Below are 21,468 nucleotides of genomic sequence, written 5' to 3' on the forward strand. Positions count from 1 at the left end.
CAAATCGCTAGGTCAGTCTACAGGGCAGGCGGTTTTTTTGTATGATGATGCCTGATATATTTTTAAGAATATTTCAAAAATACATTGTGTCGTCCCATACTATTTCATAAGATTATCTCGTATAGTTTCATTGGTGATAAAGGAGGAATGAAGAGATGCAGAAAAGAGGGTTGCAGCTTTACACGATAAGAGAGCTTTGTGAAAAAGATTTTATTGGTACATTAAAGCAAGTTTCATCATGGGGTTATAAAGGGGCTCAGTTCGCCGGGTATCATGACACTTCTGCAAAGGCATTAAAGCAGGCGCTGGATCATTATGATCTGAAACCGGCGGGGAGCCACATCGGGCTTGATCAGCTTAAGGAAGATGAACTTAAGCGGCAGATTGAATACAATCAGATGCTCGGAAATGACTTATTGGTCCTGGCTTATTTAATAGAAGAACATCGGAAAAACATTGACGATTATAAACGAGCGGCTGAAACGTTAAATCACGCCGGGTATTTATTAAATCGTGAAGGATTGAACTTAGGTTATCATAACCATGATTTCGAGTTTGTAGATCATGGGGGGGAAACAGGCTACGATATTTTATTGAATGAAACGGATCCATCCCTTGTTTCTTTTGAATTGGACTGCTATTGGGCGGCCTATTCAGGATACGACCCAGTTCAGTTTATGGACCGGCTTGGTGAACGGCTTGTTACTTTGCATATGAAGGACATGGCTGTAAAAGGAACCGAGAAACAAAGCACGATTTTGGGAAAAGGAGAATTGGATTTAGAGTCTATCGTTAAAAAGGGCAATCAATTCAGTGTATTATGGTTCATTGTGGAACAGGAGCATTTTGAAAAAGATCTTGCCACTACGGCAAAAGAAAATGCAAGAGCTCTTGAAAATCTACTCCGTTCATAACAAAAAGCAGGTTCCGGCGATTAGCTCAACTTGAGAGATGGCGGGACCTGTTTGCTTATGCCTATTCAATCATACTTTACACCTAGGTACAATGCATCTCTTACATTGGAAAATGTTGAAATGCCGTTTAAGTCTTTGCCTAGTTGTATAGCTTTTAAGTGTAGCACATTACTATAAATGATTTTTAATTTTGAATGAACAATCAATGGCTCCAAAGCATTTTCAATTACTTAAATGTTTTCACTCATTAATTTCACTCCCTAAATAAAGGGTATACCAGTTTTTCCTCTCCCTCAAGTTCTTATGATGCATAAACAATAGTTACCAGTCGATTCCTTCTAGTCCGGCAGGTGGAACAAAGATTGCAAACCACAATTTGCGAAAATTGTTTTTATCCAAAAAAATCAAAATAAACGGGTATATTAATAGAAAAACGAGGAGGAACACAATGATGGGTATCTATCAAACTGAAGCAGGAAGAGTAGCGATAGTTACTGGGGGAGGCTCAGGGATTGGAAGAGCGTCAGCCATCGCTTTTGCAAAGGAAGGCATGAAGGTTTGTGTGATGGACGTAAAAGAAGAACGGTCAGAAGAGGTGGCGGAGGAAATCAGGAATTCAGGCGGAGAGGCGATGTCTTCAGGAGTGGATGTATCTAACCCGCAAGAGGTGCAGCAAGGAATAGAGCAAACGATACAGAAGTGGGGAAGGCTGGACGTACTTTTTGCTAACGCCGGAATTAACGGGACGCTCGCTCCCATTGAAAAGTTATCACTTGAACAATGGAACGCCACCATTTCTACCAACTTAAACGGCACCTTTTTAACCGTCAAACACTCCATACCTTATCTGAAGAAAGAGGGAGGGAGCATTGTGATCACCAGTTCCATAAACGGGAATCGGACATTTCATGGATTCGGGATGGCGGCCTACAGCTCAACAAAGGCAGCGCAGGTGGCTTTTATGAAAATGGCTGCTCTTGAGCTAGCCCGGTATAAGATCCGAGTCAATGCGATCTGCCCTGGTGCCATTCAAACCAACATCGGCCAAAATACACATACAACAGAAGAGGTAAAAGAAATTACGATTCCTGTGAATTATCCGGAAGGGCACCAGCCGCTGGAGCATAAGCCGGGGGAACCCGAGCAAGTGGCTGATCTCGTTTTATTCCTGGCTTCTGAACGTTCGAGCCATATTTCAGGAACGGAAATTTATATCGATGGAGCTGAGACCCTCTTATAAAATAGAATGAAAGAGTACAGGAGAGCCGCCAACGGCTCTTTTTTATTTTATTTTAGTTTCATTTCCCCCAAAACCGCTCTTGCTCTGTGAGTTGTTGTAAGAGGCTTTTTAAAAGAGAATGAGATCGGTAATACACCGGGATTAAAAGAACTGTTAATCATATAGATGCCCACTTACAGACACTTAAGCGGCGTATAAAAAGTTTATTTAAGTTTCGTTCTTATTGGTTAATAAAGGGTTTTGAGCGTTTTTATTGAAATAGAAACAGGAAGGAGATTTGACTAAGTTTGGAGAGAAGATCATATGAATCAATCAGAACTCATCTTAAATCATGAGGATGTCATGAGGATGCTGGATTCTTTATGGAGAGACCCGGTACCTTTTTGGGACGAATTTTATCGACACCGTGAAAAAAAGATACCTTTTTTTCATAATGTACCTGATGAAAACCTCGTCGGATATTTCGAGAAAGGCTGTTTAAAGCCGGGACGAGCGCTTGAATTAGGCTGCGGACCGGGAAGGAGTGCGATTTATCTTGCTCAAAGAGGGTGCACGGTGGATGCGGTGGACCTGTCGAGAGAGGCATTGAACTGGGGAGAAGAACGCGCAAGGCAACTAAAGCTTCCAATACGTTTTATTCATAAGAATATCTTTGACTTGGATATCGAAAAAGGGCTCCTATGACATTATCTATGATTCAGGATGTTTTCATCACCTCGCTCCCCATCGACGGCTGAGCTATGTGGAGCTGGCAGGCAGATCTTTAAAACCAGGCGGCCATTTCGCCTTGACGTGTTATATGCCGGGTGGCCGTTTAGGAGGTGCGGAGATTTCAGACTGGGGAGTGTACCAAGAACGTTCATTACAAGGGGGGGCTTGGGTACACGGAGGATAAGCTAAAAACCATTTTCAGCACCTTTACAGCGGTCGAGTGCCGAAGAATGAACGTTATGGAAGCTGGAAGTGCCATGTTTGGTGTAGAGGACTTCTTGACGGCACTGTTTAAAAAATAGTACAATATTACTAATTAACGTTATTTTGCAAAAAATTTAAAAAAACAGGTTTAAAATCTAAATCTTTTTTTGTATGATAAGAAGATAACCATTAAGTCATTTTTTGGGGGAAAGATGATGAATTCATTGAAACGGAGAATCCGCGGGCAAAAAGGTATGGAGTTTGCTTTAATCCACCTCATTCTTTTGTTCGGTGTTGGTGCTTATCAGACGATCGAAGTCTTTTTAAATATCAGCCTTTACTCTGAACACGTGCTGTTCGGATTGACTTCTCATTCATTCGTAGCTTCTATCCTATTTTTCTGGTCATTGATCAGCATGTTCTGGGTATTAAGCTTGCGTGTATTGGACTGGGCACACCGCACATCACTGTTTACGTTTAAGAATGCGATATTTGGTTCTGTCGTTCTTCTTTTCGGCGTTCCGATCGGAGTATCGATTCAAATATACAGCGTTATGTCATTTAATACAGTATTAAGCTCCATTACAGAAGCTTTATTGATCACAACGATTATTTCATTTGCGATCGGAATTTCAGGGAAGTTCCGAAAAACAGCATAAATTCGATATCGGCTCTGCCTCATTGGCAGAGCCGTTTTTTTAAGGGTGCCTGGCACCATTACAGTAAACTAGCGGGGGGAAAACCTCATGATCGAGTTAAAGCCTGTCAATCGGGGCAACTGGGAAGAGGCGGTCCGGTTAAAAGTGAAAAAAGAGCAGGAGCATTTAGTGCCTGCTGTCGCCGTATCGCTGGCCAAAGTCTATTTTAAGCCAGACGGAGACGGTGTGGTGTATCTTCCGTTTGCCATCTATGCAGAAGGAATAATGGCAGGGTTCATTATGCATGCCTATGAAGAACACAGTGATAACATGTATTGGATCAATGGTTTTCTCATTGATGAGCAGCATCAAGGGAAAGGCTACGGAAAAAAGGCAGTGATAGAAATGATCTCCTGGATTGAGGAAAGATTTCCTCATTGCCGCGAAACACGGCTTACCGTCCATCAAGACAATGTGAAGGCTGCTGCATTATACGAAGGACTGGGATACCTTCCGACAGGAGATGTAGATAATGGTGAAGTCGTATACAGACGGGAAAGAATAGTATTCAGGTGACCAGTGGATTGAGCACTGGTTTTCTTATTGTCTAATCAATTGATATGCGATATATTGGTTTTATGAAAAACATCCAACCGATTAAACGATTATCATTAAGAGAAGAAGTATACGTTCATTTAAAGAATGCGATCCTTTCACTGGAACTCAAACCGGAGGAACGGCTGCATGACAAAGATCTTGCGGAGAAATTCGGCATTAGCCGGACCCCGGTAAGGGAGGCCCTGAAAAGGCTCGAGGATGAAGGGCTTATTGAAGCAATGCCAGGATCTTCAACCAGGGTGGCACCACTAAAAGTAGAGGAGGCATATCAGGCTTTCACCGTAGTAGCGGCATTGCATGCCCTGGCTGCTAGAATCGCCGTTCCGCTCTTAAGGGAAAACGACATCAAGGAATTAAAGATCCAAAATCAAAGGCTGAAGTCGTCTATGGTGGAAAAGAACATCATCGCTGCTATCGAAGCGGACGAAGGATTTCACCTAGTATTTCTAACGGTTGCCGGTAATCAAGAGCTGTTAAAGGCGCTCGAGAGAAGCACATCTAAGATCCGTCGATTGGAAATGGCTCAGTTCGGTTCATTAAAAGGGATAAATTCAGTCCTGCAGCATGAACAGATCATTCAGGCGTGCATAGATAAAGATAGTGAGAAGGCGGCCCTCCTTACGGAAAAAAACTGGCTGAGTCTCGGAGAATTGCTGATTCAACAATAAAAAGTGAGGTGTCTTCGATGCGGCCAGTCATCATCGGTGTTTGTTCCGCTTTCTTTTTTGCTTTTACGTTTGTGCTCAACCGGTTAATGGAGTTATCTGGCGGAAGCTGGATATGGAGCGCTTCCCTTCGTTATTTCTTTATGGTCCCTCTTCTGCTGCTTATTGTAGCGTGGAGGGGAAACCTTACCCAGCTCATGCACATCATGAAAGAACATCCGAAAAGCTGGCTGTTATGGAGCATGGTGGGATTCGGCCTGTTTTATGGTCCCATTTGTTTTGCGGCAGCCTATGAACCAGGCTGGCTGATCGCGGGTACATGGCAGATCACGATCATCTCAGGTTCACTTCTCGTTCCTTTTTTCAAAGAACAGGTTCAGACATCCAATGGGCTTCAAACGGTAAGAGGCAAGATTCCCTTTAAGGGACTGTCCATGTCATTAATTATACTGCTCGGTATAGTATTGATGCAGATCGAACAAGCAAGAACACTGTCTTTTAACGATGTGTTGCTTGGTGTGCTTCCTGTCCTGGCAGCTTCTTTTGCATATCCGCTCGGCAACAGAAAAATGATGGAGATATGCGGTGGAAGATTGGATGCTTATCAGCGGGTGCTTGGCATGACTCTTGCAAGCCTGCCTTTATGGATCATCCTCGCTGTTTACGGCTTGTGGGCAGATGGTTTGCCAACAAGGGCCCAAACCTTTCAGTCTGCCTTGGTTGCTCTTTCTTCTGGAGTCATCGCTACCGTGCTGTTCTTTTATGCCACAGATCTCGTCAGGGGGAACGTTCAGCAGCTGGCTGCAGTGGAAGCGACTCAATCTGTAGAAGTTCTATTTGCGGCTATCGGTGAAATGTGGCTGTTATCTTTGCCGCTCCCCTCCGCGCTTTCCTGGATTGGCATGGCATTAATCATGATGGGGATGATGCTTCATAGCTATGTTTCAAAAGCAAAAAAGCACTCAAGCCTGCAAAAAGCCAACGTTTCATAAAAAGGAATTTCTTTCCTTGTCTATTTTTTTAGACAACCGGGTAATTACATTGGTAAAAGGAGAAGGGAAGACAAAACCATGGCTTGGATTGAAGATCATTTAATGCTTGTCATACTGGCAGTGCTGGCGATTATCATATTTGTATTTTTGTTTAAGCTTGCTTTGCGTGCGGCCCTTATCTTTGGAGTGATCGCCATTATCGCAATCTTCATTTTTGGAGTAAGTCCAAACCAAATTATGGACCTCGGAAAGCAAGGAGTAAATTCTGCATCGACAGCGTACGAAAAAACCATAGAACCCGTTTTCAAAAAAGAGATGGATGATGCCAAACATGTGGAAAAGAAGGACGGAAGCTTCGTTATTCAAAGTAAGAGTGTAAAGATTACAGGCAAGGACGGGGACAAGAACGCTAAAGTCGTTTACAAAGGGAAAACCTATGATGTGGATATGAATGTCATCCAGCCCCTTCGTGAACAAATCGATACGACAAAACAATAGATTCAACCATGAAACAGGTCTGAGATCTTTCATAGATTTCAGGCCTGTTTTAATGTTTTCATCCGGATTATTCATATTTCTGCCATGGGAGGAAATAATTTATAAGAGCAGGAGGTGAATGAATGAAACGAAAATGGGTTCTTTTGATCAGTTTGGCTTATACCGTCTTTATGGCCATCTTGTTTTTTTATTACTTCCCAAAAGGGGAGGTCCACAGCTATCAAGTAGCATTGGGGGGAGTTTTGTGCGGAGCAATACCGCTTGGTCTTGCCCGATTTACCAAATTAAAGTTTAATTTGCCCATATTGCTGTCCTATCTAGCTTTTCTTTTTGCATCCCAATATTTAGGATCTATCCTTCATTTTTATGGACTGGGCTGGTGGGATACATTTCTGCATCTGCTGAGCGGGGCTCTGCTTGCTTTCGTTGCCGTCGCGCTTTACGAGCGGCTCGTTCATCGGGAGGGAGGGACTCACATTTCACCATGGCTGGTCTTTTGGTTCGTGCTTTCATTTGCCGTTCTTGGCGGAGTGATATGGGAGATGTATGAGTTCAGTATGGATCAGTTCTTCAATATGACGCTTCAGGGCGGAGGAAACAGTGACACAATGGTTGATCTTGTTGCGGATACCGTAGGCGGCGTAGTTATCGCTGTTATTTCACTAGTTAGGACAAAAAATAAATACAGTGGAGAATCGGGAATTAAGGAACCGAGCCTGCCTCCTGAATCCCTGGCGTGATAAAAGCCCGAATCAACGATGATTCGGGCTTTTTTTATTTTCCTTTTGCCAATGGTGAAACAATGGGCCTTCCACGCCAAACACAGGATCTGTTTCCGGGATGGCAACCGTTCGTATCTCATCTATTACATCAGGGCGCTCACCGTCCACTCCTCGCATCAGATTATAATCATTTCCGTTGGGATAAGCACCAGCGACTTGGAAATCCGCACTGGAGTCAATTTTCATATGTCCCGTTCCAGCTGGCAGAACCATTACATCTCCAGTGTGAATCTGCAGCTCACATCCGGACTTTCCTCCAATTTTTACAGTAGCAAAACCAGAAATGACTCCAAGTACTTCATGGGAATTGCTGTGATAGTGATGATAATCAAAAATGCCGTTGCGCCAGCTGTTGAGCCAGTTATTCTCATTAAAAATGAATTCAGCCTCGTGAGCGTTTTCAGTTAATACCCCCTCATAGAACACTACCGGCCACTCTGGATGGTTGGGGATGAATCCATCGTCCTCAAAATAAAAGGTTTTTACCTCATAGTTACTCATGCCAATGCCCTCCTTAATTTCGTTTTAAAAAGAATTCCCGGTATGAGAGATGGTTAACCATGAAGAGATGCTTATTTTATTTAAACTTAGTACTTGACGTAATAAAATATAATATTTACACTTACTTACATAAAGTAATATATAATGAATACTTGTTCATTTAGTGGAGGTAAAAACATATGGCCAAAGATTTTTTAACTGCAGTCCAAGAAAGGCGCTCCTATTATGGAATTAGTAAGGATGCCGTAGTTTCTGATGAAAGAATTAAGGAAATCATCGATCATGCGGTAAAATACACACCATCTTCTTTTAATTCACAAAGCGCACGTGTTGTCGTATTGCTCGGCGATCACCACGATACGCTGTGGAATATTACAAAAGAAACCCTTCGTGGCATCGTTCCAGCCGATCAATTTGCCCCGACTGAAGAAAAAATGAATGCATTCGGAAGCGGATATGGTACGATCTTATTCTTTGAAGACCAAAAAGTAGTAGGAGGTCTTCAAGAGGCATTTGCTGCTTATGCAGACAATTTCCCAATCTGGTCCAACCACTCCTCCGGAATGCTGCAATTTGTCGTTTGGACAGCACTTGAAAATGAAGGCTTCGGCGCGTCTCTTCAGCATTACAACCCAATCATCGATGAGGAAGTAAAACAAGAGTGGAATGTTCCAGAAAACTGGAAGCTTATCGCACAAATGCCATTCGGAAAACCTGTGGCAACTCCGGGTGAAAAGGAATTTCAGCCGCTTGCAGACCGTGTGAAAATCTATAAATAAGAAAGAGACCTTTACCGGGTCTCTTTTTTTGCTTATTGTCCACATTCAAAATTGTAAACGAGCCAATCTTTCATAAGACTTTTTTCGTTCTTCAAACGAATAAACATTCGTGAGAACCATAAATTCGCGAGTCTGATACTGTTCTGACAGCAACATCAGTTTTTTTCTGACCGTTTCTGGAGAACCGATCACCATTCGATTTCTGTTAGCTTTCATCTTTTCAATATCGTCCGGTAAGAATGTATAAGATTTGGCTTCTTCAATGGTCGGAATTCTGCTGTCGAGTCCTTTTTCAACGCGAAGCAGCCATAAGTCCTGGCTTAAGGCCAGCTCTTCTGCATGCTCATCGGTTTCGCCGCAGATTACAAAGATAGCGGTTATTCCTGAAGGCTCTTCCAAGAGCGTAGACGGCTTGAAGCCTTCATAATAGGCTTGGAAAGCCTCCTGTCCCCGCCCGGGATGAATAAAATGGCCAAATACGTAGCCGATTCCAAGATCCGCTGCCTGCCTGGCGCTGTTTTCTCCAAGCCCAAGCTCCCACAAGGCCGGGGACGACGGAACAACAGGAGATGCCTTTATACCATAAGAAGGATGATCAGATGGAAGAGTGCCTGTTAAGTAAAAGAACAAATCCTGAAGCTGCCGGGGAAATTCTGTTAAGCTTTTTGGGATGCTGTCCGTTAAGGCAAGTCTTGTTTTCTTCGTTCCACCGGGGGAACGGCCAACTCCGAGGTCTATTCTTCCGGGATACAAAGCCTCAAGCTGATGAAAAGTTTCAGCCACCTTAAAAGGGCTGTATTGCGGAAGAAGGACGGCACCGGAACCGAGCCGGATGGAATGGGTCCGAGCCGCCGCATGAGCCATCAATATCTCTGGGGCGGAGCTCGCTAAACCTTTTGTACTGTGATGTTCGGCGAACCAATACCGTTTATATCCCAGTTCTTCTGCAAGTTTGGCCAGCTGAACACTTTGGTATATCGCCTCTGCCGCATCCCGGCCTTTTGGTACCGGAACTTGGTCTAAAATACTTAAGTATATCATGGAATGCACCCTTTCTATTGATTCTTGGTGCCTGGCACCAGGCGAGAATCGATCAGCGGCTTGATGTTCGTTCAGTAGGTTTTGCAGCGAACCGAATAATATGCCAATCCCATCGATTCCTGAATTCTCCCAAAGCTCGTAATTATATAGGAGAATGAATATTCTATATGTGATGCAAGTTGTTTCAATGGTGAGCTTACTATAACGGAGTGCTTGTTAAAAGTCACTGCATTTGCCCATAAAAAGAAGCCAGCCCATAAATATGTAGGGCTGGCTTCTTTTCTTATTGGACTGTAACGTGAAGGTTTACTTCGATATTTCCTCGGGTTGCCTTAGAGTAAGGGCATACTTGGTGTGCCTGTTCGACCAGCTGCTCTGCTTCTTCCTGACTGGCCCCTTTAATTGCGGCGTACAGGGCAACTGAAAGACCGAACCCTCCATCTGTGTCTCTGCCGATACTTACTTCTGCCGTTACGCTGGATTCCATTCGTTTTCTGGCTTGGCGTGCAACGAGCTGAAGTGCACTATCGAAGCACGCAGCATACCCCGCAGCAAAAAGCTGTTCTGGATTTGTCGCACCTGCTTCTTCTTTTCCTCCAAGTGATTTTGGCATGGACAATGCAAAATCAAGAGTTCTGTCACTTGATTTCACTTTACCCTGTCTTCCGCCGTCAGCGGTCGCTTTAGCTGTGTATAAAGAATCTAACATGATTATCTCTCCCTTTATCCCACTTGTATTGTGCACAACTTAATTGCTTGATGTTAATTTAACACTCGCCTATTTTTTTGTCAACAATTAAATTTTGTGCAATTTAATTTGACGATAAACTTTACTTGAAATATAGTGAGGGTAGGAACAAGGATGGAGATGAGGTGAGTTAAAGTGGACAATGACATGCTAAAGCTTGAGAATCAGATTTGTTTTATGGTGTATGCGGCAGCCCGGGAAATCACAAAAAAGTACCGTCCGTTGCTTGAGGAATTGGATGTAACTTACCCCCAGTATCTCGCGTTACTCGTACTTTGGGAAAAGAACGAACTCTCCGTAAAGGAACTCGGTGAGAAGCTGTATCTGGATTCAGGCACTTTGACCCCCATGCTGAAACGCATGGAAGCCCACGAGCTGATCATAAGGCAGCGTTCCAAGCAGGATGAGCGAAGTGTAATAGTATCGCTAACTGAAAAAGGTGAAAGCCTTCGTGAAAAAGCAGCGTGCATACCTGGAGCCCTTCTTGAAAATATGAACATCTACGGGCCTGAATTAGATCAATTGAAAAAAACACTCGGCAAAGTACTAAACAGCATACAGGAAGGAGACTAAAGCCTTGTTCGGAGTTCCGACGGGGTTTTTTTCTTTTTGGCTGACGTGGACCTGCAGTATTATCGCTAGAAACAAACTATATACAGTTATGGATGTATTTGGTAATATGAACGCGGGATCAATCAGGAAAAAAGCAAGATAGGCACTGCCGATACGAAAAAGGTAGTTCGAAAGCTTATTGATATTACTCTTGATCATGGAGGAAGCTACTATCTGCCTTATTATCCCTTCGCCACTCAAAGCCAGCTGGAACGTGCATATCCGAATGCGCAGCAATTTTTTGAGTTAAAAAGAAAATATTACCCGTCAGAAATGTTCATGAATTATTTGTATAAGGAGTATGGAGATGACGTATAAACAGCTCATTCGTTCACAAAGCATCATGATCACGGCTAGCAGCATCGCTTTTCCTTTTTATCTGCTGCTTCTTCGCAATCTGGGTGACAGCTATTCACAATTTGGATGGGCTTACGGTTTGTTTGCTTTAACTTCCGCCATATTTCATCCGTTGATCGGCAGTTGGAGTGACCGGTTCGGTGACCGGGCCCTCCTGCTGATCTATGCCTGGGGAATGGCAGTGCTTATGCTGCTGGTTCCTGTGTTGTCGGAAACCTGGCATGTTTACGTGATTAAGATATTGATGGGGCTGTTGGGAGCGGTTCAGAAAACGACAGAAAAAACAGCGATATCCCGTCATACGGAAAAAAATGATACGGGAAAAAAGGTTGGACATTATCATCTATGGACGTCGATTTGGGCAGCGCTCGTCATCATCCTCACAGGATACATGGTTCACTTTCTAACGATTGGAGCCTTGTTTTATCTTACGTCATTATTGTATTTAATTGGAGGATTCATACTGTGGAAACGTCCCGCTGATGATGAATCGCTCCGCAAACGGCATAAAAAAGCGGTATAACATTGAACAAGGGCGACACCGATTTTAGGTTTCGTCCTTTTAGTTTGGCTCAGGTTATGAAGGAGAGCCCAAGGGCTTTAGCTCCTCCAATCGGTTTCAGATCGATCCGCTCAAACAGTGGCTTTGCGTCTGAAAGCTGGGGGCCATTTGGGCAGATCACTTTCCACATTGAACTTTTGATCCCGAGTGATTGCTGAACGCATATTCCATAAAATAGCAGGCAGGGTTCGAACAGCTGGGAAAGATTGGCGATGATGGCGAGACAGGTGGCCATTGTGATCTCACAGCCTTTCGGATCTTCACTGATTGCTACCAAGACTGCTTATCAAAATATTTGTTTGAAAAACGGATGCAAGTAAAGATTTCTTCATGAGCGTCTTTAAAACGGCTATGTTCCACCATCCGCCCTGTCTATTGGTAAAGAGGAGACAGGAGGTCTTTTGCGATACTGTCACCAATATATTGTTTTCTAGAATCGGGGAAAACGAGTAAACTATGTAAGTATATTTATTTATGAGTGATAGAGCAAGAAGTGAATGAGATTGAAAAGAGGCGAATGGAGTCTCCAATTTACGATAATGGTTTTGGTGTGCGGAGTGGTCGCTCTGTCATTATTTATAAACAGAAATTCTGATTAGCCGGGGCTGAACCAGCAGGATCTTGATCAACTGGTCTTGCATAAGGTTGAAAAAAACAGATTACAGAGGAATTGCCGAAAGGATTATCCCAAGAGACTTTAAGGCTGGTTTGGAAGGTTATCGCAGAAATGAAAAGTATTCCATTTACTACAGATGATCTTGTTTTAAAGTTGGGGGTTTCAAGAGTTTCTGTTCGAAAGTATTTAAAAAAATTTATGAAGGATATAGGGGTGCTGGACGTTCAGATTCATTATGGTACGGTTGGAAGACCTGTCTCTCAGCATAAATTAAAACAGGATCATGTTCAGTTTATTGAACACTATTAGTAAGCAGCGGTTTGGCTGCTTACTTTTTTTAATTACATAATGCTTAAATCAGTTCATAAATCTAGTGATTTCATTTTGGGGCTACTAACATAATACAAGTGAAGATGAGGTATGAATCACATCTAGACATAGATTTACCATATTAATTTCGAAAGAAGGAACGGTTATGACAACTGCAGTTAAAACAGATCATGATGGACATTAAATCTTGTAAAAACATTCCAAAATAGATAAATAAGTCTATTGCTCGTGGCATCCTGGCAGAGTACAATTAAATAGTCTGAAAATTATGATAGTGAGGAGACAGGTGAATGAAAAAGAAGAATATGCCATGGGTGGCAGCCGCCGCTATCGTTCTATCCATCAGTATCCCTTCTATGCAGCTTGGGCACAATCATGTTATGGCCGTAAATACCGTACACGCTCAGTCATTTAGCGCAAAGTCAGCGGCGGATGATTATTTGAAAAAGAATGCTGCGAAATATCACCTCGCCAATGATCTCTCAGGACTTGAATACGTGACGACAGTCACAACAGATGCGGGAAGCTATGTACGTTATCAGCAGACGGTCAACGGTTCACCGGTTTTCTCCAAGCAGCTAACGGCGACTGTCGACCTTAAAGGACATGTTGGATTAGTAGTTTCAGATTATACGGCCTATACTTCTGTTGAACGTCCATCGGACAGGCTTACAAAGGATCAGGCTGAGTCTAAGGCCGGTGACTATATAAAGGATAAAGGAAAAGGCAAGTGGGGAACGACCCAAAACACGTTTGGCTATGTAATCCTAAACGGCAAAGCCATTCCTGTGTATAAAGTCGTCATTCATGCGATTGAACCATTTGGGGCTTGGGAAGCGATTGTTCATGCAGGCAATGGAAGATTAATCGACAAAAAGGATCTAAACCAAAAAGCAACGGGTTCAGGGCAGGTTTTTCTCCCCAATCCGGTGGAGTCCAGCGGAACTGCAGCAGGGTTCACAGACAATAATGATGCCGATTCACCAGCATTGAACGCCCAGCTAAAAAATGTTCAATTATTGGGTCTTGATGGAACAGGAAAACTGGCAGGCCAATTTGTTGCTATTAACTCAAAAACAAGGACGAAAAGTTCCAGCCTTATATTCAATTACACTCGCTCCGATAATCAATTTGAAGATGTCATGGCATACTACCATATTGATACACTTCAGCGCTACATTCAATCTCTTGGTTTTACCAACATTAACAATCGTTCGATCACAGCGAATGTGAACACATATAAACAGGATAATTCCTTCTACAGCCCAACGAAAATGGATCTTACCTTCGGTTCTGGCGGGGTGGATGATGCAGAGGATGCAGGTGTCATTGCTCACGAGTATGGTCATTCCATTCAGGACAACCAGGTTCCCGGGTTTGGGAACTCACCTGAAGGAGGAGCCATGGGTGAGGGATTTGGAGACTTCCTGGGAGCAACGTATGAAGATTCCTTTACAGCGGGTGGATTTGGACATGCCTGTGTGGCAGAATGGGATTCAACTTCCTACTCATCATCAAATCCGCCTTGTTTAAGAAGACTGGATGAAAACAAAGTGTACCCGAAAGATGCTGTGGGTGAAGTCCATGCGGATGGAGAGATTTGGTCTCAGCCTCTTTATGAACTGGCGAGTGCCCTCGGAAGGGACGCAGCAACTAAAATCATCCTTCAATCCCATTGGTCGCTCACGCCAAATGCAACGTTTATTGATGGAGCACATGCGATCAAACAAGCGGACCAGCAGCTGTACGGAGGCAGAAACGCAAAGACGATCGGCGCTATTTTTAACGCGAGAGGCCTGTCTGCCAATTAATGAAAAAGACTCCCCTGCGAAAAGCAAGGGGATCTTCCTATTTGTTTTTATTGTGATCCCTTTAACGATAGTGTAAGCACCATGTTTGATGACTTGTCTTTCGTGCTGGGGACCAACCTCTTGAAATTCTTTGAAATCTGCGACTACAGTATCTGCAAAGCTTGCAATAACCCTGGCTTTCATGTTGTTAACCACAATTACGTCGTATGGAAGTGCTGGTTTCATAGAGATCTCCTTTAGAATGAATGAACCATAAAAAAAGAGCCGATCAGGCTCTTTTTTAATGATAAGATGGAATGCTCATCTTATAGGTTAGTAGTAGTATCACGAATGACACCGTGCTCGGCTTGAAGGCCGCCATTAGCAGCTGCAACACCTATCAAAGTTGTTAAAACCAAAAAAGTTCCTAATAAAATTTTTGCTTTTTTCATCGTAAATACCCCATTTCTTCAATTTTGCTTTTAGCGCGGAACGCCTGGTAAAAATAAGTACTGGCTTTTTCAAACCTTTTTTCATGATGAAGAATGGTAGCAAGAGCTTCGGCATAATCCTGCACAAAGCCCCATAACTGCCTTTCTTCAAAGTATTTCAAATGCTCAGTAACAATTCGCTCGATTTCCTCGGAGGGAAGAGTAGAGTACTGGGCATTTAAAATTTGCAGATGGTGAATATATTCTTCATTCTGAATGGCACTGCAAACGTCCATGCCCTGCTGGAGATAATAAAAACCGTTCTCTTGATCTTCCATTTTGAAATATTCCCTTGCGAGCAGAAAGGACAGTTTATGGGGGATAAACTCCTTGCTGTACAGTTCGCTAAGGTGGCGAATGGCAATATCGGACAGGTGTTGTTCAGAATAAAGGAATCCAAGGTTATAGCGTATAAAGTTGAGAAGCTCTTCATCTTTAAACTTCTCAGCGATATCCAGTGAATCCAAAAAATGCTCTTCTGCCTGCTCGTACTGCTTTAAACTAAGGCAGCACAAGCCCAGAATGTTTTCGCAGTCTCCACTTCTAAGGTCGTTTTTGGAAACTTCCTCAAACATGGTTTTTGCCAGTTTCGCATAGCTGAGAGAAAGCAAAAACTTTCTGGTGTGATAATAGGCAGTAGCCGCTTTATAATAGAACTCGGCAACCTCAATTTTATCTTCAATACTGCCCATAAATCTCTCTGCTTCGTAATAGCAGGCGACAGCCTCCACGTACTGGTTCATACTGTAGGCGAATATACCTTTGAAAAAATGATAATAGAAGGCCATTTCAGGGGATAACTGTCCTTGAAGCAGTTCAAGCTGCTGCAAGAGAACTGCGGTGTCATCAAAATTCTTCTGAATGAGTGAATACCGGATTTCCAGCAGCGAATGCCATAAAATCTCATGCTGATCCATTCCGGCAGGATCGATTTGTTCCCGCACTTCCATATTTAATTCTTCGACCACTGCTATATTACGATCCCTCATACTCACATTCCATCGACTGAGCAATTCAATGACTTCAGACGCCTTTTCCGTTTGTAATATCATGATAACTCCCCTTAAGAAGGTTATATAAAAATAGTAGCATATAATGGAAAAAGGAAAATTGGGAAAGTACAGCCTGTTATATAGTAATGATTAAGCAGTAATCTGTCTCATTTTCCCAAGTTATTATAAAATTTTGATTTTTTATCTTTAAATGTTTTAGGTTTATAATAGTAGCCATTGTGGTATCTAGCCAAAAGGGAAGGTGGAGATTATGTATAAATTCATCTCGCTTGCCATTGCAGTCGTGCTGCTGGGCGTCTGGCTTGGTTTTTCGAACGGAGAGAAAGCAAAAACTGAAGAAAACATGCCAATAGCGAAACTAAGCTCAGGATCGCATCCTTTAAATACATTATCTGATGTAGTTGTTTCAACGGAAGATCTTACGCAGCAAGAGAAAAATATTATGCTCGAACAAGTGATCTCGACTGATAAACTTTTTCCTGATCCGCAGCATTCCGGTGTAACGGCTGACGGCGGAGGTAAAACATACGTAAATGAGAAAGAAAAACCATTAACAGAAGCAAATTCTGAAAAAACAAAACCGCATAAAGAAAAAAAGGAAAAGAAACCAGCCAAAAAAGAAAAACGCATGAAAAACGATACAGCACAGAAAGAAAAACCTGCGAAACCTGAAAAGCCGGCAAAAGAGGAAGAAAAGCCTGTTAAAGTGACAGAACCAGCTGAGAAGCCAGAAGATCAGAAAAAGAAACCGGAACCAAAACCAAAGCCTGAAAAACCTCAGAAACCTGAGGAAGAGGATTCAGATATGGATGACGGTATAGACGACGGTCGGAGTGACACCGAGCCACAACAGCAGGAAGACAGTGCTCAAATACAGAGCTTAACCCAAGAAAACGGGAGCACAACTGAATAAAAAGGAGGCCATTCCTGTGGAGATGGCCTTTTTTGTTGTGAGGGCGGCGCAAACACCTATTAATTGAGCCGGATTCTTCATAATTGAGCGGAACTCTGATTAATTGAACCGAATTTAAATCCTCCTTTTGTTCATCAACTCTCTGATTAGGGTAGGATACTATGGAAGCTACTTTATCTGGCATTGAGGAGGCCGAATTCGATGTATATTTTTACAGCGAGTGAGATTAAAAACATAGATCAAACCGCACAGAATAGCGGAATGGATGTTTATACCCTGATGGAAAATGCGGGAAGAGCATTATATGAGGCCATTTCGGATCGGGTAACGAAGGAACGCCGGATCCTCGTCATGGCGGGGAAAGGAAATAATGGAGGCGATGGGATCGTGTTGTCAAGATATCTTCAGCAGAACGGATATCAGTGTGAGCTCGTCCTTCCGTCAGGTAAGCCAAGTACGGAACCGGCATTTAAGCATTTTGCATACTATACGGCTTGCGGTCTAAAGGTCTCAGAACGTGATGGGAACTATGATGTGATCATTGATGCCATGCTTGGTGTTGGATCATCTCCTCCTTTGAGAGGAGAGATAGGTCAAGCGGTACAATGGGCAAATTCTCAGCAGGCTCTAAAGATTGCAGTGGATCTGCCCACAGGGGTCTCGGCTGATGATGGTGAAACCGAAATCGCATTTCAAGCCGATGTTACATTCTGCCTGCATGGCTATAAACCGTCTGCTTTTTTAGAAGGCAGTACAGATTTCTACGGAAAAGCCATTGTCCTTTCTATTGGTTTGCCTCAGCAATCCAATTGGCACGTTTGGACAGAAGAACATGTGAGATCGACATTTCATAAAAGGTTTGCCGGTGCTCATAAAGGGACGTTTGGTACCGGGCTTCTGCTTGCAGGTACGGATGAGATGCCGGGAAGTTCGCTTCTGGCGGCTAAAGGGGCAATAAAAAGCGGAATTGGAAAACTAACGATCGGAACGACCCGGTTTGTATCAGGAATCCTGGCGGGCCAGCTGCCAGAAGCGATGTACAAGCATGATGGTCTTGAGGCAGTCGGAGAAGGCGATGTGCCCAATGGTATAAAAGCCTGTGCGATCGGCCCCGGGCTAACTGATCAAAAAAAAACCGACCGGGCATTAGAACACCTATTCGCTGCTGAACTTCATCTGGTCATTGATGCAGGGGCTTTGAAAAGACGAACGTACCCGAAGAGGAAAGGCTCTGTCATTTTAACCCCGCACCCGGGCGAATTTAGCAGGATGATCGATGTATCGGCAAGTCAGATCCAAAAGAACCGTTTTCATTATGCGTTATCCTATGCTGAAGAACAAGGGGTCATCGTTATTTTAAAAGGGAGGTATACAGTATTGGCCTTTCCTGATGGCTGTCTCCTTGTAAATCCGACTGGCAATGCAGGTCTTGCCAAAGGAGGCACGGGTGATACGCTTACAGGAATGCTGCTAGCTTTTCTGTGCTCGGAAAAGGACGTAAAATCGGCGATTGCCAACGCTGTTTATTTTCATGGGGCCAGTGCAGATTCATGGGCTCAGAAAAATGCCGAGAGAGGGATGCTGGCCAGTGATGTGAGTGAAAATCTTCCCTTCGTAATGAAATCATTCGAGCAATAAATCCAGATTTACGCAAAGTTTCCAAGTTAACATAAATAAAAGTTTATTACAAATAAAAAAGTCGGACGTTCAACTAACAAAGAAAAAGCACGAAAGTAACTAATGGGCAGCGATTTAAGGGATGGTTTTTAATTTTTGGCAATGCTAAACAGGTGACAATTCTTTCAGCAGGGCTGTGAAGCATCTCGAAGATTGATGAGTTAGCAACGCATATAAATTAAAAATAAGTTTCGTAAACCGCAAATACGGATATTTATATGTATGTTTTGTCAAAACGCGTCGAAAAATAATTGGGATAAGGAGTGCAGAAACAAAGGAATTTTGAAGTTTTAAAGGAGGAAGTTCATGTCAGATCAAGGACCATTTAAAAAAACGATATCATTATTAGATCTTATACTCATCGGACTAGGAGCCATTTTTGGATCAGCGTGGCTGTTCGCAGTAAGCAACGTTGCATCGAAAGCAGGGCCTGTTGGAAGTTTTTCCTGGATTATTGGAGGAGTCATCATCTTGCTTATCGGGCTGGTTTATGCTGAACTTGGTGCCGCATTGCCCCGTACAGGCGGAATTTTAAGGTATCCGGTATATTCTCATGGACCGCTTGTAGGATATCTTATTTCCTTTATCACTATTGTAGCTTACACAAGCTTAATTTCAATAGAAGTAACTGCGGTCAGACAGTATATTGCTTATTGGTTCCCGGGACTAACAAAAGCAGGATCCGATTCACCAACCATAGCCGGCTGGCTTGTACAATTCGGATTGCTTTGCCTGTTTTTCCTATTGAACTACTGGAGTGTTAAAACATTTACAAAGTCGAACATTATCATTTCGATTTTTAAGTATTTTGTCCCGCTCACCATCATCGCCGTGTTAGCCTTCCATTTTAAATCCGGAAACTTCTCGGTTGAAGGATTTGCTCCATTCGGTTTCCAAGGTGTTCAAGCCGCTATATCGACAGGTGGTGTCATGTTTGCCTACCTAGGGCTGCATCCCATTGTCTCTGTTGCGGGAGAGGTGAAAAATCCACAACGCAACATTCCAATCGCCCTCATTGTGTGCATCGTTCTTGCCGCTTTGATCTATTCCCTTCTGCAAATTCTCTTTATCGGAGCTATTCCGACAGACATGCTTGGAGAAGGCTGGGGGAAAATTCAGCAGGAGTTTCCTCTGCCGTTTAAAGATATTGCTGTTGCGCTTGGATTAGGTTGGCTCGCAACGATCGTTGTTCTCGATGCCATCATTTCACCTGGCGGGAATGGAAATATCTTTATGAACACAACAGCCCGTTTAGTATACGCTTGGAGCCGGACCGGCACGCTGTTTAATGTTTTTTCAAGAGTGCATGAAAAGACAGGTATACCACGGCCTTCATTATGGCTGTCCTTCGGGCTGTCCGTGTTCTGGACGCTGCCGTTTCCTTCTTGGAACGCGCTCGTCAATGTATGTTCGGTGGCATTGATTCTTTCCTATGCGATTGCTCCGATTTCTTCGGCTGCTTTCCGCTTAAACGCAAAGGATCTCCATAAGCCATTTACCCTTAAAGGGATGAGTATCGTTGCTCCTCTGTCATTTATATTCGCGACCTATATTGTATATTGGTCCGGCTGGAAGACGATCTCATGGCTAATCGGTTCACAGCTTTTGATGTTCATCATCTATCTGGTGTTCTCGAAATACGTACCGAAGAAAGAAGTCAGTCTTGCACAGCAATTGAAGTCCTCCTGGTGGCTGGTTGGCTACTATGTGATGATGCTGATCATTTCTTATTTCGGTTCTTTTGGAGGAGGACAAGGCATATTGAAGAATCCATGGGACCTTATCATCATCGCCATTGGATCTCTGCTGATCTTTTTCTGGGCTAAACATTCAGGTCTTCCAAAAGCGGTTATCGATAACGATGATGAAGACCTAAAAAAACAGGAACAGAGTATGGAGCAGCCAGCTTCAACATAAGATAGGAATGAAGCAAAAAGAGCCTCCCGCTAAGGGAGGCTCTTTCTTATCCAAAGAATCAAGTGAGTTGACACTCTTAGGAAAAAGAAGTATATTACTTATTGTTTCTATGTTTTGTGCACAATTTAATTTGAAGTAATACAATATATGGATGATTGATGGAGGGTATACAATGGCAGCGAAAGTTTTTACAGAAGTGATAAATGAGCGTGCTTCAGTAAGAAAATACGATCCTTCTGCAGAACTTACAGCAGAAGAGATTACAGAACTTCTTAAGGATGCGGCTAAGGCTCCGTCTTCCTGGAACCTTCAACATTGGAAGTTCCTCGTGATTCATGATCAGCAAGCAAAAGAACAGCTTCTTCCAATTGCCTACAATCAGGAGCAGGTTGTACAGGCTTCAGCAGTTATTGCAGTATTGGGTGATCTGGAAGCTGATCAAAACGCCGACAGAGTGTATCAAGGGGCTGTGGATAGCGGCTTTATGACAGAAGAAATTAAAACAACGTTAGTAAGCCAGATTAAAGATGCATATGCCACACGTCCGGAGATGGCCCGTGATGAGGCCATCCGAAATGCTTCCCTTGCTTCCATGCAGCTTATGCTCGCGGCAAAGGCCAGAGGCTTGGATACATGTGCAATGGGCGGATTTAATGCTGAAGAGCTTGTTAACCAATTTGGCATTCCTGAAAAGTATCATCCTGTCATGCTGATCTCTGTAGGAAAGGCCGCAAAACCAGCTCATCAAACTGCCCGCTTCCCCATTCAGGAAGCGATTGTATGGAATAAATTTTAACTCATTTGCCATGCAATAAAAGCAGCTCTCAAGGTGAGAGCTGCTCAGCTTGTAGACAAAGTC

At 43.2% G+C, this 21,468-nt stretch carries 23 protein-coding genes and 1 pseudogene; 18 read left to right on the forward strand and 6 right to left on the reverse strand.

The genetic code is table 11. The annotated features are described in order from the left end of the window. The first annotated feature begins 155 nt into the window (after positions 1-155). From ABHN01_RS23865 to ABHN01_RS23905, 9 genes and pseudogenes are all read left to right on the forward strand, one after another. Positions 156-914, forward strand: coding sequence for a sugar phosphate isomerase/epimerase family protein (locus tag ABHN01_RS23865; protein WP_429877608.1), 759 nt, complete (start codon positions 156-158; stop codon positions 912-914). A 451-nt stretch (positions 915-1,365) separates the two neighbouring features. Further along, the gene (locus ABHN01_RS23870; protein WP_429877609.1) at positions 1,366-2,154 is read left to right on the forward strand and encodes an SDR family oxidoreductase; all 789 of its coding nucleotides are present in this window, start codon (positions 1,366-1,368) and stop codon (positions 2,152-2,154) included. A gap of 303 nt (positions 2,155-2,457) precedes the next feature. Beyond that, positions 2,458-3,167 (forward strand): annotated as a pseudogene (locus ABHN01_RS23875) (class I SAM-dependent methyltransferase). Positions 3,168-3,284: 117 nt separating this feature from the next. Beyond that, complete coding sequence (locus tag ABHN01_RS23880; protein ID WP_429877610.1) at positions 3,285-3,728, forward strand: hypothetical protein; 444 nt, start codon at positions 3,285-3,287, stop codon at positions 3,726-3,728. A gap of 87 nt (positions 3,729-3,815) precedes the next feature. Next, positions 3,816-4,283, forward strand: coding sequence for a GNAT family N-acetyltransferase (locus tag ABHN01_RS23885; RefSeq protein WP_429877611.1), 468 nt, complete (start codon positions 3,816-3,818; stop codon positions 4,281-4,283). A gap of 44 nt (positions 4,284-4,327) precedes the next feature. Further along, positions 4,328-4,993 (forward strand): GntR family transcriptional regulator, encoded by a 666-nt coding sequence (locus tag ABHN01_RS23890; RefSeq protein WP_429877612.1) that lies wholly within the window; start codon positions 4,328-4,330, stop codon positions 4,991-4,993. Positions 4,994-5,010: 17 nt separating this feature from the next. Beyond that, complete coding sequence (locus tag ABHN01_RS23895) at positions 5,011-5,982, forward strand: DMT family transporter (protein ID WP_429877613.1); 972 nt, start codon at positions 5,011-5,013, stop codon at positions 5,980-5,982. A gap of 78 nt (positions 5,983-6,060) precedes the next feature. Further along, positions 6,061-6,480: a hypothetical protein gene (locus tag ABHN01_RS23900; RefSeq protein ID WP_429877614.1), complete on the forward strand. Its 420-nt coding sequence runs from the start codon at positions 6,061-6,063 to the stop codon at positions 6,478-6,480. A 122-nt stretch (positions 6,481-6,602) separates the two neighbouring features. Beyond that, complete coding sequence (locus ABHN01_RS23905; protein ID WP_429877615.1) at positions 6,603-7,220, forward strand: hypothetical protein; 618 nt, start codon at positions 6,603-6,605, stop codon at positions 7,218-7,220. A gap of 12 nt (positions 7,221-7,232) precedes the next feature. Here the strand turns inward: ABHN01_RS23905 and ABHN01_RS23910 are convergent, their stop codons facing one another. Next, positions 7,233-7,763, reverse strand: coding sequence for a cupin domain-containing protein (locus ABHN01_RS23910; RefSeq protein ID WP_429877616.1), 531 nt, complete (start codon positions 7,761-7,763; stop codon positions 7,233-7,235). Between the two features lie 179 nt (positions 7,764-7,942). Here ABHN01_RS23910 and ABHN01_RS23915 point away from each other — a divergent pair, with 179 nt between their 5' ends. Beyond that, on the forward strand, positions 7,943-8,542 hold the full coding sequence (locus ABHN01_RS23915) for a nitroreductase family protein (protein WP_429877617.1): 600 nt from the start codon (positions 7,943-7,945) through the stop codon (positions 8,540-8,542). Positions 8,543-8,587: 45 nt separating this feature from the next. On the opposite strand, the gene ABHN01_RS23920 is transcribed toward ABHN01_RS23915, so the two are convergent. Together ABHN01_RS23920 and ABHN01_RS23925 are read right to left on the reverse strand one after the other, a co-directional pair. Beyond that, positions 8,588-9,583 (reverse strand): LLM class flavin-dependent oxidoreductase, encoded by a 996-nt coding sequence (locus ABHN01_RS23920; RefSeq protein WP_429877618.1) that lies wholly within the window; start codon positions 9,581-9,583, stop codon positions 8,588-8,590. A 283-nt stretch (positions 9,584-9,866) separates the two neighbouring features. Further along, the gene (locus ABHN01_RS23925) at positions 9,867-10,292 is read right to left on the reverse strand and encodes an organic hydroperoxide resistance protein (protein ID WP_429877619.1); all 426 of its coding nucleotides are present in this window, start codon (positions 10,290-10,292) and stop codon (positions 9,867-9,869) included. Positions 10,293-10,478: 186 nt separating this feature from the next. Here ABHN01_RS23925 and ABHN01_RS23930 point away from each other — a divergent pair, with 186 nt between their 5' ends. Then, positions 10,479-10,904 carry a MarR family winged helix-turn-helix transcriptional regulator gene (locus ABHN01_RS23930; RefSeq protein WP_429877628.1) on the forward strand — a complete coding sequence of 142 codons (426 nt, stop codon included), beginning with the start codon at positions 10,479-10,481 and terminating at the stop codon, positions 10,902-10,904. 346 nt (positions 10,905-11,250) lie between these two features. After that, entirely contained in the window at positions 11,251-11,823 is a 573-nt protein-coding gene (locus ABHN01_RS23935; protein WP_429877620.1) for an MFS transporter, read from the forward strand. Between the two features lie 49 nt (positions 11,824-11,872). Here the strand turns inward: ABHN01_RS23935 and ABHN01_RS23940 are convergent, their stop codons facing one another. Continuing rightward, complete coding sequence (locus ABHN01_RS23940) at positions 11,873-12,139, reverse strand: hypothetical protein (protein ID WP_429877621.1); 267 nt, start codon at positions 12,137-12,139, stop codon at positions 11,873-11,875. 450 nt (positions 12,140-12,589) lie between these two features. Here ABHN01_RS23940 and ABHN01_RS23945 point away from each other — a divergent pair, with 450 nt between their 5' ends. Then, on the forward strand, positions 12,590-12,787 hold the full coding sequence (locus tag ABHN01_RS23945) for a hypothetical protein (RefSeq protein ID WP_429877622.1): 198 nt from the start codon (positions 12,590-12,592) through the stop codon (positions 12,785-12,787). Between the two features lie 377 nt (positions 12,788-13,164). Next, a complete protein-coding gene (locus ABHN01_RS23950; protein ID WP_429877629.1) occupies positions 13,165-14,619 on the forward strand; it encodes a M36 family metallopeptidase in 1,455 nt (484 codons plus the stop codon). 305 nt (positions 14,620-14,924) lie between these two features. Here the strand turns inward: ABHN01_RS23950 and ABHN01_RS23955 are convergent, their stop codons facing one another. Together ABHN01_RS23955 and ABHN01_RS23960 are read right to left on the reverse strand one after the other, a co-directional pair. Beyond that, positions 14,925-15,050 (reverse strand): hypothetical protein, encoded by a 126-nt coding sequence (locus ABHN01_RS23955; RefSeq protein WP_429877623.1) that lies wholly within the window; start codon positions 15,048-15,050, stop codon positions 14,925-14,927. Next, a complete protein-coding gene (locus ABHN01_RS23960; RefSeq protein ID WP_429877624.1) occupies positions 15,047-16,141 on the reverse strand; it encodes a hypothetical protein in 1,095 nt (364 codons plus the stop codon). The genes ABHN01_RS23955 and ABHN01_RS23960 overlap by 4 nt, the downstream gene beginning before the upstream one ends. A 211-nt stretch (positions 16,142-16,352) precedes the next feature. On the opposite strand from ABHN01_RS23960, the gene ABHN01_RS23965 reads away from it, so the two are divergent. The 4 genes from ABHN01_RS23965 (at position 16,353) to ABHN01_RS23980 (ending at position 21,405) form a co-directional block, all read left to right on the forward strand. Continuing rightward, entirely contained in the window at positions 16,353-17,015 is a 663-nt protein-coding gene (locus tag ABHN01_RS23965; protein WP_429877625.1) for a hypothetical protein, read from the forward strand. A gap of 201 nt (positions 17,016-17,216) precedes the next feature. Next, positions 17,217-18,653 (forward strand): NAD(P)H-hydrate dehydratase, encoded by a 1,437-nt coding sequence (locus ABHN01_RS23970; protein WP_429877626.1) that lies wholly within the window; start codon positions 17,217-17,219, stop codon positions 18,651-18,653. Between the two features lie 345 nt (positions 18,654-18,998). Further along, on the forward strand, positions 18,999-20,609 hold the full coding sequence (locus ABHN01_RS23975; RefSeq protein WP_429877627.1) for an APC family permease: 1,611 nt from the start codon (positions 18,999-19,001) through the stop codon (positions 20,607-20,609). 172 nt (positions 20,610-20,781) lie between these two features. Further along, entirely contained in the window at positions 20,782-21,405 is a 624-nt protein-coding gene (locus ABHN01_RS23980; protein ID WP_290400344.1) for a nitroreductase family protein, read from the forward strand. The last annotated feature ends 63 nt before the right edge of the window (positions 21,406-21,468 follow it).

It is taken from the genome of Fictibacillus sp. NRS-1165, assembly GCF_050468105.1.
Lineage (GTDB): Bacteria > Bacillota > Bacilli > Bacillales > Fictibacillaceae > Fictibacillus_C > Fictibacillus_C terrinigri.

What these genes read in the sequence shown, in the direction of transcription:
- ABHN01_RS23970 (WP_429877626.1), top strand. Translation starts at nt 17,217, where the DNA reads ATGTATATTTTTACAGCGAGTGAGATTAAAAACATAGATCAAACCGCA.
- ABHN01_RS23915 (WP_429877617.1), top strand. Translation starts at nt 7,943, where the DNA reads ATGGCCAAAGATTTTTTAACTGCAGTCCAAGAAAGGCGCTCCTATTAT.
- ABHN01_RS23900 (WP_429877614.1), top strand. Translation starts at nt 6,061, where the DNA reads ATGGCTTGGATTGAAGATCATTTAATGCTTGTCATACTGGCAGTGCTG.
- ABHN01_RS23920 (WP_429877618.1), bottom strand. Translation starts at nt 9,583, where the DNA reads ATGATATACTTAAGTATTTTAGACCAAGTTCCGGTACCAAAAGGCCGG.
- ABHN01_RS23885 (WP_429877611.1), top strand. Translation starts at nt 3,816, where the DNA reads ATGATCGAGTTAAAGCCTGTCAATCGGGGCAACTGGGAAGAGGCGGTC.
- ABHN01_RS23945 (WP_429877622.1), top strand. Translation starts at nt 12,590, where the DNA reads ATGAAAAGTATTCCATTTACTACAGATGATCTTGTTTTAAAGTTGGGG.
- ABHN01_RS23925 (WP_429877619.1), bottom strand. Translation starts at nt 10,292, where the DNA reads ATGTTAGATTCTTTATACACAGCTAAAGCGACCGCTGACGGCGGAAGA.
- ABHN01_RS23930 (WP_429877628.1), top strand. Translation starts at nt 10,479, where the DNA reads ATGCTAAAGCTTGAGAATCAGATTTGTTTTATGGTGTATGCGGCAGCC.
- ABHN01_RS23890 (WP_429877612.1), top strand. Translation starts at nt 4,328, where the DNA reads ATGCGATATATTGGTTTTATGAAAAACATCCAACCGATTAAACGATTA.
- ABHN01_RS23865 (WP_429877608.1), top strand. Translation starts at nt 156, where the DNA reads ATGCAGAAAAGAGGGTTGCAGCTTTACACGATAAGAGAGCTTTGTGAA.
- ABHN01_RS23980 (WP_290400344.1), top strand. Translation starts at nt 20,782, where the DNA reads ATGGCAGCGAAAGTTTTTACAGAAGTGATAAATGAGCGTGCTTCAGTA.
- ABHN01_RS23905 (WP_429877615.1), top strand. Translation starts at nt 6,603, where the DNA reads ATGAAACGAAAATGGGTTCTTTTGATCAGTTTGGCTTATACCGTCTTT.
- ABHN01_RS23950 (WP_429877629.1), top strand. Translation starts at nt 13,165, where the DNA reads ATGCAGCTTGGGCACAATCATGTTATGGCCGTAAATACCGTACACGCT.
- ABHN01_RS23910 (WP_429877616.1), bottom strand. Translation starts at nt 7,763, where the DNA reads ATGAGTAACTATGAGGTAAAAACCTTTTATTTTGAGGACGATGGATTC.
- ABHN01_RS23955 (WP_429877623.1), bottom strand. Translation starts at nt 15,050, where the DNA reads ATGAAAAAAGCAAAAATTTTATTAGGAACTTTTTTGGTTTTAACAACT.
- ABHN01_RS23895 (WP_429877613.1), top strand. Translation starts at nt 5,011, where the DNA reads ATGCGGCCAGTCATCATCGGTGTTTGTTCCGCTTTCTTTTTTGCTTTT.
- ABHN01_RS23935 (WP_429877620.1), top strand. Translation starts at nt 11,251, where the DNA reads ATGACGTATAAACAGCTCATTCGTTCACAAAGCATCATGATCACGGCT.
- ABHN01_RS23880 (WP_429877610.1), top strand. Translation starts at nt 3,285, where the DNA reads ATGAATTCATTGAAACGGAGAATCCGCGGGCAAAAAGGTATGGAGTTT.
- ABHN01_RS23870 (WP_429877609.1), top strand. Translation starts at nt 1,366, where the DNA reads ATGGGTATCTATCAAACTGAAGCAGGAAGAGTAGCGATAGTTACTGGG.
- ABHN01_RS23975 (WP_429877627.1), top strand. Translation starts at nt 18,999, where the DNA reads ATGTCAGATCAAGGACCATTTAAAAAAACGATATCATTATTAGATCTT.
- ABHN01_RS23965 (WP_429877625.1), top strand. Translation starts at nt 16,353, where the DNA reads ATGTATAAATTCATCTCGCTTGCCATTGCAGTCGTGCTGCTGGGCGTC.
- ABHN01_RS23960 (WP_429877624.1), bottom strand. Translation starts at nt 16,141, where the DNA reads ATGATATTACAAACGGAAAAGGCGTCTGAAGTCATTGAATTGCTCAGT.